Origin of the sequence: Streptomyces showdoensis (assembly GCF_039535475.1) — a bacterium.
Taxonomy (GTDB): Bacteria; Actinomycetota; Actinomycetes; order Streptomycetales; family Streptomycetaceae; genus Streptomyces; species Streptomyces showdoensis.
This window is the reverse complement of the sequence record NZ_BAAAXG010000026.1, coordinates 3,236,750-3,254,557: the sequence shown is the minus strand read 5'-3', so window position 1 is coordinate 3,254,557 and position 17,808 is coordinate 3,236,750. Positions and strand designations below refer to the sequence as shown.

Annotated in this window: 22 protein-coding genes; all 22 read left to right on the top strand. The window is 68.9% G+C overall.

All coding sequences use genetic code 11. From position 1 onward, the window contains the following. Positions 1-9: 9 nt before the first annotated feature. The 22 genes from ABD981_RS27735 (at position 10) to ABD981_RS27630 (ending at position 17,590) form a co-directional block, all read left to right on the top strand. Entirely contained in the window at positions 10-2,073 is a 2,064-nt protein-coding gene (locus tag ABD981_RS27735; protein WP_123954253.1) for a hypothetical protein, read from the top strand. A gap of 143 nt (positions 2,074-2,216) precedes the next feature. Continuing rightward, on the top strand, positions 2,217-2,720 hold the full coding sequence (locus ABD981_RS27730) for a hypothetical protein (protein WP_131723836.1): 504 nt from the start codon (positions 2,217-2,219) through the stop codon (positions 2,718-2,720). Positions 2,721-2,799: 79 nt separating this feature from the next. Next, positions 2,800-3,006: a hypothetical protein gene (locus tag ABD981_RS27725; protein ID WP_046906353.1), complete on the top strand. Its 207-nt coding sequence runs from the start codon at positions 2,800-2,802 to the stop codon at positions 3,004-3,006. An 82-nt stretch (positions 3,007-3,088) separates the two neighbouring features. Further along, complete coding sequence (locus ABD981_RS27720; RefSeq protein WP_046906352.1) at positions 3,089-3,670, top strand: DUF6197 family protein; 582 nt, start codon at positions 3,089-3,091, stop codon at positions 3,668-3,670. After that, positions 3,667-3,897, top strand: a complete 231-nt coding sequence (locus tag ABD981_RS27715; RefSeq protein ID WP_165590904.1) for a hypothetical protein — start codon at positions 3,667-3,669, stop codon at positions 3,895-3,897. The genes ABD981_RS27720 and ABD981_RS27715 overlap by 4 nt, the downstream gene beginning before the upstream one ends. Next, positions 3,894-4,295, top strand: a complete 402-nt coding sequence (locus ABD981_RS27710) for a RapZ C-terminal domain-containing protein (RefSeq protein ID WP_046906351.1) — start codon at positions 3,894-3,896, stop codon at positions 4,293-4,295. The genes ABD981_RS27715 and ABD981_RS27710 overlap by 4 nt, the downstream gene beginning before the upstream one ends. A gap of 132 nt (positions 4,296-4,427) precedes the next feature. After that, positions 4,428-4,667, top strand: coding sequence for a hypothetical protein (locus ABD981_RS27705; RefSeq protein WP_046906350.1), 240 nt, complete (start codon positions 4,428-4,430; stop codon positions 4,665-4,667). 36 nt (positions 4,668-4,703) lie between these two features. After that, positions 4,704-5,804, top strand: coding sequence for a glycoside hydrolase family protein (locus tag ABD981_RS27700; protein ID WP_131723835.1), 1,101 nt, complete (start codon positions 4,704-4,706; stop codon positions 5,802-5,804). Between the two features lie 768 nt (positions 5,805-6,572). After that, entirely contained in the window at positions 6,573-6,956 is a 384-nt protein-coding gene (locus tag ABD981_RS27695) for a hypothetical protein (RefSeq protein ID WP_240495129.1), read from the top strand. Between the two features lie 8 nt (positions 6,957-6,964). Further along, the gene (locus tag ABD981_RS27690) at positions 6,965-7,666 is read left to right on the top strand and encodes a glycosyltransferase family 2 protein (RefSeq protein WP_046906348.1); all 702 of its coding nucleotides are present in this window, start codon (positions 6,965-6,967) and stop codon (positions 7,664-7,666) included. Next, positions 7,663-8,262, top strand: coding sequence for a class I SAM-dependent methyltransferase (locus ABD981_RS27685; protein ID WP_046906347.1), 600 nt, complete (start codon positions 7,663-7,665; stop codon positions 8,260-8,262). The genes ABD981_RS27690 and ABD981_RS27685 overlap by 4 nt, the downstream gene beginning before the upstream one ends. Continuing rightward, a complete protein-coding gene (locus ABD981_RS27680) occupies positions 8,262-9,131 on the top strand; it encodes an NAD-dependent epimerase/dehydratase family protein (protein WP_046906346.1) in 870 nt (289 codons plus the stop codon). Before ABD981_RS27685 ends, ABD981_RS27680 begins: the two co-directional genes overlap by 1 nt. A gap of 19 nt (positions 9,132-9,150) precedes the next feature. Next, complete coding sequence (locus ABD981_RS27675) at positions 9,151-9,303, top strand: hypothetical protein (protein WP_165590903.1); 153 nt, start codon at positions 9,151-9,153, stop codon at positions 9,301-9,303. A 544-nt stretch (positions 9,304-9,847) separates the two neighbouring features. Beyond that, a complete protein-coding gene (locus tag ABD981_RS27670; RefSeq protein ID WP_165590902.1) occupies positions 9,848-10,006 on the top strand; it encodes a hypothetical protein in 159 nt (52 codons plus the stop codon). 203 nt (positions 10,007-10,209) lie between these two features. Then, the gene (locus tag ABD981_RS27665) at positions 10,210-10,647 is read left to right on the top strand and encodes a phage terminase small subunit (protein WP_046906343.1); all 438 of its coding nucleotides are present in this window, start codon (positions 10,210-10,212) and stop codon (positions 10,645-10,647) included. Then, positions 10,640-12,370 carry a terminase gene (locus ABD981_RS27660; protein WP_123954248.1) on the top strand — a complete coding sequence of 577 codons (1,731 nt, stop codon included), beginning with the start codon at positions 10,640-10,642 and terminating at the stop codon, positions 12,368-12,370. Before ABD981_RS27665 ends, ABD981_RS27660 begins: the two co-directional genes overlap by 8 nt. Continuing rightward, positions 12,367-13,794: a phage portal protein gene (locus ABD981_RS27655; RefSeq protein WP_046906341.1), complete on the top strand. Its 1,428-nt coding sequence runs from the start codon at positions 12,367-12,369 to the stop codon at positions 13,792-13,794. The genes ABD981_RS27660 and ABD981_RS27655 overlap by 4 nt, the downstream gene beginning before the upstream one ends. Then, entirely contained in the window at positions 13,739-14,545 is an 807-nt protein-coding gene (locus ABD981_RS27650; protein ID WP_446696963.1) for a VG15 protein, read from the top strand. The genes ABD981_RS27655 and ABD981_RS27650 overlap by 56 nt, the downstream gene beginning before the upstream one ends. A gap of 54 nt (positions 14,546-14,599) precedes the next feature. Continuing rightward, positions 14,600-15,187 carry a hypothetical protein gene (locus ABD981_RS27645; RefSeq protein ID WP_046906339.1) on the top strand — a complete coding sequence of 196 codons (588 nt, stop codon included), beginning with the start codon at positions 14,600-14,602 and terminating at the stop codon, positions 15,185-15,187. 12 nt (positions 15,188-15,199) lie between these two features. After that, positions 15,200-16,156 (top strand): phage major capsid protein, encoded by a 957-nt coding sequence (locus ABD981_RS27640; protein WP_046906338.1) that lies wholly within the window; start codon positions 15,200-15,202, stop codon positions 16,154-16,156. Between the two features lie 17 nt (positions 16,157-16,173). After that, on the top strand, positions 16,174-17,163 hold the full coding sequence (locus ABD981_RS27635; protein WP_046906337.1) for a glycosyltransferase family 4 protein: 990 nt from the start codon (positions 16,174-16,176) through the stop codon (positions 17,161-17,163). Positions 17,164-17,173: 10 nt separating this feature from the next. Beyond that, positions 17,174-17,590, top strand: a complete 417-nt coding sequence (locus ABD981_RS27630; protein ID WP_046906336.1) for a hypothetical protein — start codon at positions 17,174-17,176, stop codon at positions 17,588-17,590. Positions 17,591-17,808 lie beyond the last annotated feature (218 nt).

The window sequence follows — 17,808 nt, the reverse complement described above, 5'->3', positions numbered from 1 at the left end:
GAGGCCACCATGACCACCGCCCCGCACTCCGAGCAGTCCACCGAGCGGCCGACGCTCACCCTCGTCAAGGACGACGCCGAACCCGCCATCGAGGGCACGGTGGTCGCCCACCAGGGCGAAACCACCCGGCCCGCATGGCTGACCGCCGTGTACGACCACGCCCGCGACCACCGCCTCTACGCCCCGCAGATCGGCCGCGGCTACCTCAACATCGTCCGCCGCTGGTTCGACGACTACCGCGACGGCTGGCCCCAGCAGATCGCCACCGCCAAAGCCGACCTCAAGACCGCGAAGGGCGACTCCACCGCCGAAGCCCGCGCCCGCGACCTCCTCCAGCAGCTCCGCTCCGACTACCGGCGCCACCGCCTCATCCACCTCGGCAAGTCCAGCGGCTGGGCCATGACCGCATCCGTTGGCACACTCCTCGGTGCTGCAACCGGCGGCATCCTCTTCGACCTCGGCCTCGCCCTCACCGCCCTCGGCCTCGGCGCCTGGAACGGCCGGCCTGCAGCGGTCGCGGCTGCCGCGATCAACAGCGGGCATGCCCAGCCCGGAGCACTGGACCCCCTCGGCCATGCCCCCGACCAGCAGCACGACGAGGCAGAGCTGCGTGCCGCTCTCTCCGCCGCAGGCTTCAACAACGCCATCCGCATCATCGACGCCACCCCCGTCCGTGCCGACGGAAGCCGAGAGATCACCTTCGACCTCGGTGGCGCCACCACCGTCACCGACCTCCGCAAGAAGATCGAGTCGATCGCCGCAGCCCTCAAGCGGGACGTCACCATGGTCGACATCACCAAGGGCGACCATCTCGGCCAGGCCCGCCTGTGGCTCGCCAACGGCGATCCGTTCGAGAGCGCCCGCAGGTCACCGCTCCTCGCCCAGAACACGCCGCTCGATTCGTGGACGAACGGCATCCCCGTCGCTTACGGGAAGCGCGGCAACACCATCCGCATCCCGCTCATCAACCAGAACGCCGTCATCGGCGGCCGTAGCCGATCCGGGAAGGGCGTCGGCGCTTCGAATCTGATCGTCGGTGCGGCCATGGACCCGCTCGTCAACCTGCGGATTGTTGCCGGAAAGCACAACGGCGAATGGGACCCCTACGCCCGCGCTGGCATCGCCTCCACCTACTTCAAGCCCAGCCCCGAGCGACTCCTCGCCCTCCTCAAAGGCCTCCTTGCTGATAAGGACCGGCGCGAGCGCGACCTCGGCAAGCTGGCCAAGTCCAAGCTCATCCACAACCTCATCGCCAAGATCGGCGGCATCGAGGTCCTCGTCATCGACGAGCTCGCCACCTACACCAGGCCCGGCAAGCCGCTGCGTGACGAGATCCTCGCCGCCATCGAGGAACTGTCGCAGGTGGCCCTTGGCGCCGGCATCCTCATGGTGCTCATCACCCAGTACCCCGAAGTCGACGTACTGCCGCAGGCCATCAGCATGAACTGCGGCACCAAGTGGGCCATGCTCGTCGAGAACGCCACCCAGTCCAACGCCATCCTCGGCTCCGGCCAGGCGGGCGCAGGGCGGGACGCCTCCAAGTTCGACCCGCCGCGCCCCGGACTCGGCTGGCTCGTTGACCCGTTCGCCGGGGTCACTGACCTCGCCCGTTCCTTCGATCTCGACGAGGACGAGCGCGGCGAGGTCACCAGCCTGTTGCAGCGGGCCGCCACGTTCCGGCAGACCGCCGAAAGGCTCGTCGGGCAGTGGGACGACCCGATCGAGAAGTATCTGCTCGACGTGACCGGGTTGTCGTCGGCCGCCGGCGGTCCCAAGCGGGACGGCGCCCCTGGACGGGCAGTCCACGAGATGACGGAAGCCCAGCGCGACCAGGTTGGCGCCTTGCAGGGCGCTCTCATGGCAATGGATCACTTCGGGCGGGATGAGGCCCAGCTCGATGAGATGGCCGGCTTCATCGCCCACGGGGTCACCCCCGACGAACTCGGCGAGCTCCTGCGGAAGGCAGGTGCCGGGGGAACGGTCAAGATCACTGTCCCGCACAAGGCGGGGCGGGTGAACGGCTACCGCCGAGCAGACCTTGAGGACGCCCTGTCCTTCCTGAAGGGCGCCTGACCACCCGGACACCACCCCTAATTGCCCCGGTATATCCCCTGGTCAGGGGCCGGACAGGCCCCGGACGCGACCCGGGTCACGTCCGCCCGCCGTCCGCCCCCTGTCCGGGGTGCATACCGGTATAAACCATGCCCTCGTCCGAGGTGCAAACCACCCAAAACCACATCCCGAAGGAGAACCAGATCATGGCCCGCGAGAAGCAGCACAAGACCGTCTACACCGCCAAGTGGGGCGACAAGCGCCACCTCCTCGCCGTCGCCAAGCCCGGCGACATCCTCTACGTCATCCACGACATCGGCGACCGCTACGTCATGGGCGTCGGCACCCACGGCTACTCCGACCCCCAGATGTACAGCGTCTGGGTCGTCGTCAACGAGCGGGCCTACGGCTCCGGCAACCTCATGGTCATCCGAGCCAGCAACACCACCGGCCGCGGCGAAATCAGCCTCAGCACGCTCATCCACAAGGAGCGCGAAATCCACACCCTCCAGCCCGCCGCCCTCCGATGCCTCCACGACAACACCTCAGTCGCCAAGGCCCACGAGCTCGCCGACCGAGTAACCAAGCAGCACGCCGAACAGGTCGCACTCGCCAACGCCGACAAGACCCTCGCAGGCGCCGGCGGCGGAAAGAAGAGCTGGTTCTGACGGCTGCCCGATCCGCCCGACACGAACGGGCGGTGAGGGGAGCCGGGACAGACCCGGCCCGACCAACCCAAGGAGGACCATGGCCGCCCAGCGAGAGCTCTGGGAATTCAGCATCCACGTCTGCTGGCAGGACACAGGCACGGAGCAGCAGTTCAAGGGCACCGTCGACACCCCGCCCGGCCTCACCGCAGCAGACCTCCTCAACAACCTGCTCGAGGACATCTCCAGGAAGCACCAGCGGCGGGGATTCACCCACCGGGGATTCACCGCCACCTTCCGCGGCTGACCTCACCCACCCGCACGGGGCGCCCCTGACCGCCTGGACAGCACCAGGAGCGCCCCCTCTCCCGCGAACGGAAGACCACCACATGACCACAGCCACCCTGCCGGCCGCCAGCCCCACGCAGGCAGCCGACGCCCAGACCCTGATCCGCCAGATCGAGCAGTACCTCGCCACCCAGACCCCACGCACCGCCCACCGGCTCGTCACCAAGACCACCGACCAGCTCATCGCCGAAGCCCTCAGGCAGCCCGACCAGACGCCGGCCAGCGCGCCCACGCTCGCCGTCCCCGGGAAGCTCCTGCGGATCCTCCCCGACTGGACCCTCACCTTCGCCCGCCAGCTCCACGCCGGCACCACCCGGCACATCACCGTCGCCCAACATCTCGAACTCACCGCGCTCGTCATCCAGCAGCACGGCTGGGCCCGCGGACGAATGCGGAACACCAGCGGCGGACGCTGCATCCTCGGCGCCCAGTACGTCCTCCGCCAGCTCGGCTACGGCGACGATCGCACCGCCGCCGAAGCCGGCCGCCACCTCACCAACATCCTCGCCGCCCGCGGCATCCAGCAGCCCATCCACCAGTGGAACGACGGCCATGGCCGCACCCAGACCGAAGTCCTCCACCTCATCCGCGAAGCGGCCAACAACGCCCGGGAGATTCAGTGACCAGCACACCCTGCCCCTCCGCCAGCATCGACGACGAGCCCTGCACCAACGGCGCCCACGACCACCTGTTCCTCGACGCCACCAACGCTGGCGCCTACGGCTGCGAAGACCACATCACCAAGCTCCTCGTCCGCTTCCCCCGCAGCCGCGTCGTCGGAAGCCCCCACGACCCCGGATCCGGCATCCGAATCTTCAAGGCCGCCTCCGCAGCCAGGAGGACCACATGACCATCCACATCCGCATAACGTCCTACGGCACCGGCCACAACGACCCGCCGACCGGCACCAACCCCCTCGTCGTCGACACCACCGGCCTGCACAACCCGCCCGACGACCCCAGGGTCCGAGCCGCCCTCACCCAACTCACCGGCCGAGACCAGCACGTCGCCGACTACGTCATGAGCACCCCCGGCGCCGAAGCGTTAGTCGACGCCACCCGACGACTCGCCGAACGGCGCATCCGCAACGGCCAACAGACCATCGACATCCACGTCCACTGCTACGGAGGCCGACACAGGTCCGTCACCATCGCCGAACAACTCGGGGAACAGCTCGCCAGGCACGGACGCGTCACCATCAACCATCGGCACATCGGGAAGCCAATTCTCCCCAGCCGGAAGCGGTAAGGCGCGTCAGGGGGCAAGAAAAGTTGCTCTTGCGGCAACGCAGGTGCGAGCGTACCGTGTGCTTCGCTGGACACTTTGTGACTCCCGAAGGCCGCCCGCCATGGGCGGCCTTTCGCGTTCCCGGAGGTGAACATGTCCGGTGAGCACGGTCTTATCGACGAGGGCGCAGCCTCCTTCTACGTTGGCCGCCCCGGATCCACTATCCGCCGCTGGGCCGCAGAAGGCCGCATCACCCGCCACGGCTCCGGCCGCGGCAAGGTCCGATACGACGTCTTCGAGCTGAACGGCGCCGAGCGCGACGAGTACACGAACGAGCTCATTGCCCCGGGCGCCCCGCCGCCGCTTCCCATGAGCGAGGCTCGCGCCGCCTGATCCACCCACGCCCCCGACTGATGGGAGGGGGCGTCCGTGCGTCTCCGGTCTCTGCTTGCCGCCTTAGCCCTGGCCGCGTCTCTGCTGACCGGTGCCACCCCGTCTGCCGCCGATGAGCCGCAGGCCCGTGAGCCGTTCACGATCCAGGGCCTGGACCTGCACGACGCGACGATGAAGCGGTTCGGCGACACGTACTTCCTCTACGGCTCGATGTACGCCTGCGGCTACGAGTGGTACGTGCCGAACACCCCGTGGTGTGGCTTCGGCGTCAGCCAGGCCCCCACCCCGCAGGGCCCGTGGTCGGCGCCGCAGCTCCTCTTCGATCCGACTTCGTGGGACCCGTGGTCGAGGCGCTCGTGGCAGGCGACCTGCGGAGGCACGGGGCAAGGGTGCTTCAACCCGAAGGTCATCCAGCGATCCGGCTGGGGCCCGAACGACGGGGTCTACGTCCTCTGGTTCAACGCCCCGCGGCACTACTCCGACTCCAACGCGAACGCCTACAACGTCATGGGGTGCGCGGGCCCGGCGGGCCCGTGTGGTCCGGGCGTCTCGCCGAACGGCTCGTACAACAAGCCGAGCCTGGGCGTCTGTGCGGGCAACGGCGACTTCGGCCTCATCGAGCGCCCCAACCAGCGGCCGGCGATCGTGTGCACCATGCCGGGCGCCACCCAGCTGAACCTCGAAGAGCTCAACTACAGCGGCTCCGGCGGTACCGGCCAGGGCGTCCGGAAGGTCGCGAACATGGGCGGCCCGATCGAGGGCCCGGGTGGCTGGTGGGATGAGGCCACGCAGCAGTACGTGCTCACGTACTCGGATCAGGGCTGCGGCTACTGCGCCGGCACCCCGATTGGCTACGCGACCTCCCCATCGCTGTACTCGGGCTGGACCGCGCCGGGCAACGTGGGCTGGGGCGCGCCGGCCTACGGGCGCCGCATCTTCAACGGCAACTCGTGCGGCGGCCAGCCGCGCACCGTGACCGTCCTCGACGGACAGCCCTGGCAGATCATCGACCTGTGGCTCGGCACCCGCAACGAGACCGCCGCCCCCACACACCTCGTCCCGCTCGACTACCAGCCGCAACCCGGCCTAGCCGGCGACGGACAAGTCTGGCGGCCCCCGCTCACACTCGACTGCTGACCGAGGGGAGGCAACATGGCCTTCCCGCCCGGCACCCCGACCGTCACGCTGGCCGGCAAGCTCCCGGCGGCCGTTGCCGGTACTGGCTTCAACGGCCGAGGGAGACTCACGCCGACCCACCAGCTCGTCGACGCCGACCGTAACGCCGCCTACGCCGGCGGAGGCCCGTTCAAGGTCACCGACGGCGCATTCTCCGTCATAGTCCTTCCGACAGACGCCGCTGGCATCGAGCCCCTGCCCGCAGTCCTCAGTGGCACCCCGCCGACTGAGTGGCTATGGGAGCTGGACATCTGGCCGGCTGGCGGCCAGCGCATCCACTTCTGGGCGCGGATCGACGGCACCGGCATGGTCAACTTCGCCGACCTTCAGCGCCTGCCCCGCCCTGGCGGCCTTGAGCCCGTCCCCGATGCTCCAGGTCAGACCGGTCCTCCCGGACCACAGGGGCCCGCCGGCCCGCAAGGCCCAGCAGGACCCCAAGGGCCCGCTGGCCCCCAGGGAGCGATTGGCCCCCAAGGGCCGACAGGTGCAACTGGGGCTACGGGAGCAACGGGCGCCCAAGGCCCGGCTGGCGCCGACGGACAGACGGGCCCCGAGGGCCCTGCCGGCCCTCAAGGGGAGCCCGGGCCTCAAGGACCCGCCGGCGCCACGGGAGCCACCGGCGCGACCGGCGCCCAGGGCCCCGCGGGACCCACAGGCCCGAACCACCGAACCACCCGGGCACGGATCACCGACGGAGCTGTCGTCGACCTACCCTCGGCCCCCGCATGGGTGGTCGTCGTCACCTCGGCGAGCACTGCCCTTCAGTGCTCCATCCCCGCAGCGGCAGGCGACCGCATCCGCATCGACCTCGCGATGATGTACAACGGCGGGCACTTCATGGACGTGGCCATGCTGACCAGCGCCGGCGCCATTGGGACCTATCACGGCTCGGACACGTCCTCGCCGCTGGCAGAGGGCGCCCCCTGGCTTTACCCCAGCACCGCGTTCTCCAAGATTCCCAGCTTCCTGATGACCGTCGGCGCCGGGAACCTAAACGCCGGCCTCGTCACCTTCGCGCTCGTCCACCAGGGCACCAGCACCGGCCGCGTCTACGCCAACACGACATACCCGTGGCTGATGACTCTGGAAAACCTCGGCCCCCAGCCCGCATAGGAGGTGCCGTGGCAGACGATCTGCTGATGATTGTGCCGACCCGTGGCCGGCCTGACAGCGTCCCCGCGATCCTCGAATGCTGGCGGCAGACCGGCGCCACCGCCGACCTGCTATTCGCGGTCGATGACGACGACCCCGTGCTCGCCGGCTACCGCGAACACATGGAGACCATCCACGACCCGCGGGTCCATTGGGTGACCGGCCCGCGGCTTCGGCTGTGCGGCACACTCAATCAGGTCGCTGTCGACATGGCGTCGCGTTACCGGTTCCTCGCGTTCATGGGCGACGACCACCGCCCCCGCACGGTCGGCTGGGACGAGCGCTTCCGCATCTGCCTGTCGGGCGGACCCGGCATCGTCTACGGCAATGACCTGCTGCAAGGCGAGACGATGGCCACCGCCGTCGCCTTGACCTCGGACATCGTCAGCACCCTCGGCTACATGGCGCCCCCGTCCCTCGTCCACCTGTGCCTCGACCTGGTGTGGATGGACTGGGGCCGAGGCATGGGCCGCATCACCTACCTCGGCGACGTCGTCCTTGAGCACATGCACCCCGCCATCGGAAAGGCAGCGATGGACGCCGGCTACCAGGAGTGCAACAGCTCCGAGCAGGCCACCGCCGACGCGACCGCCTACTACCACTACCGCGACGAAGGCGGCCTCCACGCCGACCTGGAGAAGCTGCGGGCACTCGTCGAGGAGACAGCATGACCATCAGCGACGTCATCGACGCATGGAACGAAGCCGACCCTGCGGCCATCCACCCGACCCGCGGCATCTCCGAGGACGCATACGAGTCCTCCGGTCAGAACCAGGCCGCCCTGCTGTCGACCGTGCTCCCGGAGGGCAGCCGGGTCGTCGACTTCGGCTGCGGCGACGGACGCGTGGCCGTACCGCTGCGGGCGCTCGGCTACGACGTCATCGGCGCTGACGGATCCCAGGCCATGCTCAACCGGCTCGCCGACCGCGACCCCAGCATGGCGACGGTAGTCAGCGACGGCACCGACCTCGCCAGCGTCATCGGAAAGAAGGCCGACGCGGTCATCTCCCTCGCAGTCCTCATCCACCACACCTACGAGGCAGGCGAGCGGATCATCGAAGGCCTACGGGCCGCGGTCCGCGTCAACGGACTCCTCATCCTCGACTGGCCGGTCGCCGACGAGCCGCAGGAGGGGGGCGGCTGGATCGGCGTCACTACCTGGTCCCGCGAGCAGCAGGACGCCCTCTGTGCCCGAGTGGGTCTCAAGCGGCTCGAAGTCGACGGCATGCCGTGGCCCGTGTTCCGGGCAGTGAAGGCGAGCAGCTGATGCAGGTACTTCTCACCGGGCACTGCGGCTTCGTCGGCCGACACCTTCACGCCGCCATGGAAGCTCGCGGCTGGGACGTCCACGGGGTGGAACTGGATCCGCGCCACTCCGACGCCCTCGATCTCTTCCGCTACAGCGATGACGTCTACGACATCGCCATCCACTGCGCGGCGATCGTCGGGGGTCGCGCCAGCATCGACGGGTCCCCGCTCGGCGTCGCCACCAACCTGGCTCTCGACGCCTGGTACATGCGCTGGCTCGCCCGCAACAGCATCCCGCGGGCTGTGTACTTCAGCTCGTCCGCGGCCTACCCCGTCGCCCTCCAGGGGCCAGGAGAGATCCGGCGCCTGGGGGAGACCGACATCGACTACGGCCAGCCCGGCCAGCCGGACGCCACCTACGGCCTTGCCAAGCTCACCGGCGAGCAGCTCTGCCAGTACGCCGCCGCCGAGGGCACGCAGATGACGGTGCTCCGCCCCTTCTCCGGCTACGGCGAAGACCAGGACGACTGCTACCCCTTCCCCGCGTTCATCCGCCGGGCCAAGGAGCGGCAGGACCCTTTCGAGATCTGGGGCGACGGCACATCCACCCGCGACTGGATCCACATCGACGACCTCGTCGGCGCAACCCTCGCAGCCGTCGACGAAGGCGTTGAAGGCCCCGTCAATCTGGGCACCGGCCGGGCGACCAGCTTCGACGACCTCGCCCATCTGACGACCCAGGCGGCCGGCTACTCGCCGACGCTCAAGCACCTCGCATCCGCCCCGCAAGGGGTGCACCACCGCGTCTGTGACCCCAGCCAGATGCTCGACTTCTACTTGCCCAAGGTCACCCTCGAAGAGGGCATCCGCCGGGCGCTCGCAGCGTGACGACGAAGGAGCCCGCGCCATGGCCGATCCGGAAGATCCCATCACCCAGCTGGCTGCTGCGGCTGCTCAGCTTCACGAGCTCTACCTGGCGTATGTCAACGCCGGGTTCTCCGAGCTGCAGGCGTTCGAACTTGTCAGAGCCATCATGACGGCCGGCCTGAGTCAGGGCTGACCCAATGAGTGGCGGCTGGCAGGGGTCGGGGCGCGTCAAAAGACTCCCGCCCAACTGGCGAAGGATCCGGGCCAGGATCCTGAAGAGGGACCCCGTCTGCAAGATCTGCGGGGTGCGGCCCTCGGCGTTCTGTGACCACATCGAGGCCAAGGTCGACGACCACACAGACACTGGCCTGCAGGGTGTGTGCGGACCGTGCCACGACCAGAAGTCCAGCCGAGAGGGCAATCAAGCACAGCGAGACAACCCCAAGCCTGGACGCAAGAGACCCACCGAAGAGCACCCCGGGGTGAAGTGATGCCGGCCTACCTGATCCAGCACCCCACAGAGAAGCGACGCGAGGACGTCCTCGTCGAGGATCCCGAGTTGACCCTCGCCTTCCAGGGCGAGTGGGCCGTCTTCTCCGACGCCAACGGTGTATGCCTAGCTATCCCTAGTGCCCAGCAGGCCCACATCCAGAGGGTGGACGAGGGCGAGCGGGACGGACCACCCACGCAGCAGGCAGGCTGACGTGGCCGGCCTGGAGGGGGCGGGCGGGGCCGGTGTGGGGCAGGCGACCATCCAGTGCCCGGAGTGCGGCACCAGCGTCCCGATCGCCATGCGTCACCTGAGCACGACCAGCGACACCGACAAGCTCATGATCGTCGTCGAGCCTGACCTGACCGACGTCTGGGCCCACCACTGGGTCCATGAGAGCGACTGATCAAGATCAAGCCCGAGCTGGCTGGCAGCCGGCGACCTGGGGGGCTACCCCCCTGCCGGCCTTCCCGGCCATCGGGGCCGTATAGCACCTGAGATTCCGCCCGGGTTTCCTAGGGCGGCCGGCGCCCCGCCAGGGCGCCCTTCTGATGATCAAGGCCGCTCCCTGGAGGCGCGGCCACTCGCACCGAGACCCTGGAGGTCGACATGGGTGCACGTGGCCCTATCGGCAAGCGCTCCGAGGAGCGCATGGGGCATCGCTCCAAGTACGAGAAGGACGCGATCACCAAGGCCCCGTCCGGGGCGCCGACGGATCTGCCGGACCTGCCTGATCCGGATCCCCTGTGGCATCCGATCGCCGCGGACTGGTACCTCTCGCTGCAGGTGTCCGGCCAGGCCGCTTTCTACCAGCCGTCAGACTGGGCGATGGCGCGGTACGCGGCGGAGCTGATGTCCCGTGGTCTGTCGTCGGACCGGCCACCGAACGGCCAGTACGTGAGCGCCCTCGACAGCGTCATGGCCCGGTTGCTCACCACCGAGGGAGACCGGCGCCGCGCCCGGATCGAGCTGGAGCGCAAGCCAGCCGGCCCGCAGTTGGCATCGGTGAAGCCGCTGGATGCCTACCGTGACCTCGCGAGTGGCTGAGGGAGAAGTCCCTGAGGTCGTCACCCCGTTCACCATCGGCCCGACGTGGAAGCGCGGGCCGGATAAGCGCTTCGTCCTCCCCGAGTACACCCTGGGTTGGCATGCACTGGCCTGGACGGCGACCTACCTGCAGCACTATGTCGGCGCCCCGTGGCGCTACACCCCGGAGCAGGCCCGCCTGACGCTGTGGTGGTACGCCATGGACCCAGCGACGGACCGCTTCCTGTGGCGCGACGGCGTCATTCAACGCTTGAAGGGCTGGGGCAAGGACCCGCTGATCGCAACGTGGTCGGCCTTCGAGTTCGTGGGCCCCTGCCGTTTCGGCAGGGTCGCGGACGAGGGGAATGAGTGGGGTGTGCCCGCGGGGCAGCCGCTTGGTGTGCAGCACCCGGCGGCTTGGGTCCAGATTGCCGCGGTGTCGCAGGACCAGACTCGGAACACCATGACGCTGTTCCCGTCGATCCTGACGAAGCGGGCGATCGAGGAGTATCGGATCGACCTCGGCAAGGAGATCATCTACGCCGACAAGGGCAGGGCCCGCATCGAAGCTGTGACGTCGTCGCCTCGCGCGCTGGAGGGTGGCCGGCCGACGGCTGTGAACATGGGCGAGACCCACCACTGGGTGGAGGCGAACCAGGGGCACGAGATGGCTGCGGTCATCGAGCGAAACGCCACCAAGTCGGCGGATGGCCAGGCCAGGACGCTGGCGAACACGAACGCCTACGAGCCTGGCGAGGACTCGGTAGCCGAGCGAACCCGGGAAGCCTACGAGGCAGCCGAAGCGGGCCGGGCGGCCGACACCGGACTGTTCTACGACTCCCTGGAGGCGCCGAGCGAGGCGCTGCTCGTCGAGGAGTGGATCGAGCCGACGTTGAGGGCCGTCCGCGGCGATTCGACATGGTTGGACATCGAGCGGCTGAAGGCGTCGATCCTCGATGTCCGCAACCCGCCGAGCCGATCCCGCCGGTTCTGGTTCAACCAGATCACGGCCGCAGAGGACGCTTTCCTTGCCCGTTACGAGTGGGATGCCTGCCCGCACGAGGGCGTGAGCCTCGACGAGGGCGACGAGATCGTCTGCTTCTTCGACGGCTCGAAATCGGATGACGCCACCGGCCTGGTCGCCTGCCGGCTGCGGGACGGCCATGTGCAGACGCTCGGGGTGTGGCAGCGGCCCGCGAACTGGCCGGACGACGTTCCATGGCGGGTGCCTCGCGAGGAGGTCGACGGCGTGGTGGACCACACGTTCGCCATGTACAAGCCGCTCGCGTTCTTCGCCGACCCGGGCTCCGGGTTCGACGACGCGGACGGCGAACGCTACTGGGACGGGTTCATCGACGCGTGGGCGCAGCGCTACGGCAAGCGGCTGAAGCTGAAGGCGGTCTCGTCGGGCCACGGCGCTCACGCGGTGATGTGGGACATGCGTGATCGCCGCCGGCAGCAGACGTTCACTGAGGCCGTGGACCGGTTCTACCGGGACGTCCTGGAGCGCCAGCTGACCCACGACGGTCACAAGGTGCTGCGTCAGCACGTTGCGAACGCCAGGCGCCGCACGAACGCCTGGGGCTACACGATCGGCAAGGAGCATCGCGAGTCGGCCCGGAAGATCGACCTGGCGGTGTGCGCGATCGGCGCGCGGATGCTGCGCCGCATGGTGATGAACAGCCCGGCCTGGGCGAAGCGGTCAACGGCTCGTGGCAAGGGAAGGGTGGTGGTCCTGCGGTGACGATTCCCACCCTCCCCCTGCTCGACCTGTCGGACGACGAGAAGCAGATCCTCACTTTGCTGCGAACCGATCTGCTGGCGCAGCGCTTCAAGCTGGAAGTGCTGGACGCCTACTTCAACGGCGAGCAGGTGATTCGTGACCTGGGGATCAGCATCCCGCCGCAGCTGAAGACCCTGCACACGGTTATCGGCTGGCCGCGGGTCGGGGTGGAGGCGCTTGAGCAGCGCCTCGACCTCGAGGCGTTCCGATGGGCCGACGGCACGGACTCCGCGGAGCTGGAGGAGATCGCCGAGGCCAACGACCTCTACGACGAGTCGAGCCTGGCGCACCTGGACGCCCTCACCTATGGCCGCGAGTACGTGACCGTCGGCACGGCCGACGACGATGGCGCCCCGCCGATCATCACCTACGAGTCGCCGCTCGACATGACGCTGGCGTGGGACGCCCGGCTGCGGAAGCCCCTGTATGCCCTGCGTGAGTGCCAGGACCGGTACGACTTCGGTCTGACGCCGGACGAGCGCTTGGTGACGCTGTACCTGCCAGACCAGACGATCCATGCTGTGCAGGAAGGCAGCGACTGGCGGGTGCTGGACCGGGACGAGCACGGGCTCGGCGTGGTCACGGTGCTCCGCATGGCCAACCGGCAGCGCACCGGGGACCGGGTCGGCAAATCGGAGATCACGCCGGAGGTCCGGTCCATCACGGACGCCGCGTGCCGGCGGCTGATGGGCATCGAGGTGGCCGCCGAGTTCTTCGGAGCGCCGCAGCGCTACATCCTGGGTGCCAGCGAGTCTGCATTCCAGGACGCCGAGGGCAACGCGAAGTCGGCCTGGGAGACGTACATCGGCCGTGTCCTGGCGCTGGAGCGCGACGAGGACGGCAACGTTCCGACGGTCGGCGCCTTCACCGCCCATGACCCTTCCGGACAGACGAAGATCATCGACCTCTATGCGCGGATCATGTCGTCGCAGTTGTCGGTGCCGCCGCACATGCTGGGCTACACCAGCGACAACCCGGCCAGTGCGGACGCCATCCGTTCCGCCGAGGGCGCTCTGGTGAAGAAGGCCGAGCGGCGGATCCGCCGGTTCGGCGCCACTCATCGGGCGACGATGCGGCTGGCTCTGTGGGTGCGTGACGGCGAGCCTCCGGACCCGGCACGGCGCATCGACACCGTATGGCGCAACCCGGCCACGCCGACGATTGCCGCACAGACGGATGCTGCGGTGAAGATGGTCCAGGCTGGCCTGCTGCCTGCGGACTCCGAGGTCGCGCTGGAGATGGCGGGGCTCACGGAGGATCAGCGCCAGAGGGTCGCTTCGGAGCGACGTCGGGCCCAGGGCCGCCAGCTCCTGGCGTCCCTGACCTTGGATGACACCGAAGGGGCCGTGGAGCCGGAGGGTGCCGATGGCGTCAACGGTTTCTGATTCCGGGCCGGCTGCCGCACGTCAACGGATGGCTCAGCGGAGCCTCACGAGGAGCCTGACCCGCGACGTGCGCAGCTTGCGCCGGATCATCATCCCGTCGCGGCTCGAGGTGACGGTCCCCGACTGGATCGCCGCCGTACAGGTTCTGGTGGATCAGTACGGGTCTGCTTCCTCGGCTCTGTCGGCGGACTACTACGACGCCGCGCGGACCGCTGCCAGAGTCGCCGGACGGTTCGATGTCCCGCTGGCCGATCCGCCGCCCGATGAGCAGGTCGAGAACAGCTTGCGCTGGGCGACGAAGGATCTGTGGCCCCGCGATCCGGACGATCCGCAGACGACAGAGGCGCAGAGCGAACCGATGGACGTCCGCCTCGAGCAGGCGGAGAAGAAGGCCGAGGCCGTAGCGCAGAAGCTCGTGGTTGATCAGGGGCGCGGAACCGTCCAGGAGGCGGTGCGGCGCGACCGGCAGGCCACGGCATGGGCCCGCTCAGCTGCACTGGGAGCCTGCTCCTTCTGCAAGCTCCTCGCCACTCGCGGGGCGGTCTACAAGCAGGACACGGCTGACTTCCAGGCCCACGACGGCTGCCATTGCGGTGTCGTCCCGGTGTTCAAGGGGCAGCGGTTCGAGCTGTCCGATCACGCACGTGAGTGGGAGCGGCTGTACCGCGAGTTCGCGGCGCCTCACTCGGGCGACCAGCTGAGGCGTTTCCGCCTGGCGCTCGCCGAACACGGGCACCAGCCCACGTTGTAACCCCCTGGCTGCCCCGGAGGTGGCCTTTCTCAGCCCCTGGAGGGCCAGTTCACCATGCCTGAAGAGACCCCGAACGAGCAGGTCGAAGAGCAGCTGCAGGAGTCGGAGGCCGCCCCGGAGGCGGACGGACCCGAAGAGGAGCCCTTCGACGCGGACCGCGCCAAGAAGGCGATCAACAAGAAGAACGCGGAGAACAAGAGCCTCCGCGACCGCCTCAAGGAGCTTGAGCCTCTCGCCCGGCGGGCGAAGGAGCTCGAGGACGCGCAGAAGACCGAGCAGGAGAGGCTCGCCGAGCAGCTCACCGCCCAGCAGGAGAAGGCGGCCAAGGCCATCCGGACCGCGGTGACCTCGAAGGTTGAGGCTCTGGCCGCGAAGGACTTCGCCGACCCGGAGGACGCTGCTGGCGCCCTCAATCTGGCGGACTACGTCGACGACGACGGCGCCATCGACACCGACGCCATCAAGCGCGACCTCGCCGAACTTCTGAAGCGCAAGCCGCACTGGGCCAAGGCCCCCGAGGGGCCACGCTCGCCGCGGCCGGACCGCACGCAGGGCTCGTCAGGCAACGGCAACCGAACCCCCAACAGCCCCGAGCAGGAGTTCGCGGGCTTCATGAAGAGGGCCCTCCACGGGGGGCGCTGAGAGAGGTAGACCATGGCTGCTACGCCGCCTATCAAGCTGTCGGACATCGATTCGACCTTCCTGCCCGAGACCCTGGTCGGGCCCATCTTCGAGAAGAGCGTCGAGCAGTCGGCGGTCATGTCGCTCGCAAAGCGGGTGCCGCTGGCGATGACGGCGAACACGGCGGTCCCGGTGCCGCTGGACGTGCCGACCGCGGACTGGGTCGAGCAGGCTGGCCGGAAGCCGATCAGCACCGGCGGCGTCGACATCAAGCAGATGACCGGCAAGAAGATCGCCGTCCTGATCCCGGTTGCGATGGAGGTCGCCGACTCCAACGCCGCCGGCCTGTGGACGCAGCTGCAGCGCGACCTCCCCACCGCGTTCGCCCGAGCCTTCGACCGCGCGACGATCCACGGCAAGACGATGAAGGGCGCCACCGGCCCCTTCGCCGACTACCTCGCCATGACCACCAAGTCGGTCACGATCGGCGGCACCAGCCAGGCCAACGGCGGCATCTACGGCGACATCGTCAAGGGCATGAAGGAGACCATCGACGACGACTGGGACTACACCGGCACCGTCCTCGACCACCGGATGAAGCCCAGCCTGCTCGGAGCGACCGACACCACCGGCCGCCCCATCTTCGTCGACACCACCCAGCCGGGTACCGGCGCGGCCCTCGCGGGTACGCTGGTCGGCGAGCCGGTCGCCTACTCCCGCTCGGTGTCCGGCAAGCTGCGGCGCCAGTCCGGCACCATCGACACCGGCCTGCGGGGCATCGGCGGTGACTGGTCCCAGACGGCGTATGGCGTCGGCATGGACATCACGGTCAAGATCAGCCGCGAGGCGACGTACATCGACGAGGACGGCGGCGTCCACTCCGCGTTCCAGGAGAACCTGGTGCTCCTCCTCGCAGAGGCGTACTACGGCTTCGTCCTCGGCGACGAGGAGGCGTTCGTCAAGTACCTGGCGGCCGGCGGCGCCTCGTGAGCCGTGGCGGCCGGGCGATGCAGATCGTCGCCCGGCTGCACGGCTACCCGCCCCGGCACAATGCAGGCGCCGAGTGGATGGTCCATTCCATGCTGCGCGCGCTCGTCGAACGGGGCCACGACGTGTCGGTGTGGCTGTCCCGCTACACCGACGACCGCGAAGCCTACGACCTGGACGGCGTGCAGGTCGTGCCGCTGGAGACGCGCCTGGACGCGGCTTCGGCCATCCGCAAGGCGGACGTGGTGGTCTCCCACCTGGAGAACGTGCCCAGCGCGGGTGCAATGGCCCGCGGCTACGGCAGGCCGCTCGCCGTCGTCTGCCACAACACACACCTGCCATCCTTCCGTCAGATGGCGTCGGGAGACACCGCCCTGGCCGTCTACAACTCGCAGTGGATGCGGCGCGAGGCCGAACTCTTCTTCGCCGAGTACCCGCGTAGCGTCCGACCCCGGCAGGAACTAGTCGTCCGGCCACCGGTGTTCGCCGAGGAGTACCGGACGAAGCCCGGCGACCGGGTCACCCTGGTCAACTGCAACCTCGAGAAGGGCGGCGCGCTGTTCGAGAGGCTGGCGCGTCGCATGCCCGACGTGCAGTTCCTTGCGGTCCGCGGCGCCTACGGCGAGCAGATCCTCCCGGACCTGCCGAACGTCGAGGTCCTCGATCACGTCAGCGGTCACGAAATGCGAGAGAGCGTTTACAGCCGCACGAAGATCCTGCTCATGCCGTCCTCGTATGAGTCGTGGGGCCGGGCCGGCGTGGAAGCGATGGCCTCCGGTATCCCGGTCATCGCCCATCCCACCCCCGGGCTGTGCGAGGCGCTCGGCGAGGCTGGCGTCTTCGTCGACCTGCACGACGTCGCCGGCTACGAGTCAGTGATCAGGAAACTGCTGACCACGCGCGCCGAGTACCAGCTGGTGTCGAAGCGAGCGAAGGCGCGCTCGGCCGAGCTGGACCCGGCCAACGAACTCTCCGCCTGGTGCGACGCCATGGAGGCTCTCGCAAGCTGAGGAGGACCTGATGCCGTTCGTTCCTCCTACCGCCGAGCAACTCGGCATGTACTTGGGGTTGCCGGAGATCGACGGGGACCGGGCTGATCTGCTTCTGGAGCAGGCTGTCGCCCTGTGCGAGTCGGTCGTGAGGCCGCTGCCGGATCAGGCCACGGCGGTGGTCCTGTCTGTGGCTGGCCGCGCCTACGTCAATCCGCAGCAGGTCAGCTACGAGACGATCGGCCCCATGTCGGTGCAGCGCCCGTCCGGGTCGGGCGGTCTGTATCTGACGAAGTCCGACAAGGCGGCCCTGAAGTCGCTGGCCGGCAGGGGTGGCGCGTTCACGATCGATCCCACTCCCAAGACGGCGGACCCGTCGCCGACCTACCCGGTCGACGACGCTTACGGCTCAGGGCTGTCCTACGAGCCAGGCTGGGGCTGGATCTGATGCCCGGCCCTTACCACTTCGGGGAGACCGTCCGGGTCCTGCGTACTGGGGACTCGCCAGGCCGCGATGCCCGCGGGCAGCCGTTGCCTGGCCCGGACGAGTCATTCGACGTCCATGGGTGCGCGGTCACCCCTCGGGCTCAGACGCCGACCGTCGGAGGTGACCAGCAGCAGGCGCGGGACACCGTCATCGTCGGTTGGACCGTCTACGCCCCTGCC

Bases quoted from the DNA above. Each gene is read 5' to 3' on its own strand.
- ABD981_RS27710 (WP_046906351.1), top strand. From the start codon at position 3,894: ATGACCATCCACATCCGCATAACGTCCTACGGCACCGGCCACAACGAC.
- ABD981_RS27720 (WP_046906352.1), top strand. From the start codon at position 3,089: ATGACCACAGCCACCCTGCCGGCCGCCAGCCCCACGCAGGCAGCCGAC.
- ABD981_RS27635 (WP_046906337.1), top strand. From the start codon at position 16,174: ATGCAGATCGTCGCCCGGCTGCACGGCTACCCGCCCCGGCACAATGCA.
- ABD981_RS27650 (WP_446696963.1), top strand. From the start codon at position 13,739: ATGACACCGAAGGGGCCGTGGAGCCGGAGGGTGCCGATGGCGTCAACG.
- ABD981_RS27705 (WP_046906350.1), top strand. From the start codon at position 4,428: ATGTCCGGTGAGCACGGTCTTATCGACGAGGGCGCAGCCTCCTTCTAC.
- ABD981_RS27630 (WP_046906336.1), top strand. From the start codon at position 17,174: ATGCCGTTCGTTCCTCCTACCGCCGAGCAACTCGGCATGTACTTGGGG.
- ABD981_RS27675 (WP_165590903.1), top strand. From the start codon at position 9,151: ATGGCCGATCCGGAAGATCCCATCACCCAGCTGGCTGCTGCGGCTGCT.
- ABD981_RS27735 (WP_123954253.1), top strand. From the start codon at position 10: ATGACCACCGCCCCGCACTCCGAGCAGTCCACCGAGCGGCCGACGCTC.
- ABD981_RS27685 (WP_046906347.1), top strand. From the start codon at position 7,663: ATGACCATCAGCGACGTCATCGACGCATGGAACGAAGCCGACCCTGCG.
- ABD981_RS27680 (WP_046906346.1), top strand. From the start codon at position 8,262: ATGCAGGTACTTCTCACCGGGCACTGCGGCTTCGTCGGCCGACACCTT.
- ABD981_RS27640 (WP_046906338.1), top strand. From the start codon at position 15,200: ATGGCTGCTACGCCGCCTATCAAGCTGTCGGACATCGATTCGACCTTC.
- ABD981_RS27725 (WP_046906353.1), top strand. From the start codon at position 2,800: ATGGCCGCCCAGCGAGAGCTCTGGGAATTCAGCATCCACGTCTGCTGG.
- ABD981_RS27665 (WP_046906343.1), top strand. From the start codon at position 10,210: ATGGGTGCACGTGGCCCTATCGGCAAGCGCTCCGAGGAGCGCATGGGG.
- ABD981_RS27645 (WP_046906339.1), top strand. From the start codon at position 14,600: ATGCCTGAAGAGACCCCGAACGAGCAGGTCGAAGAGCAGCTGCAGGAG.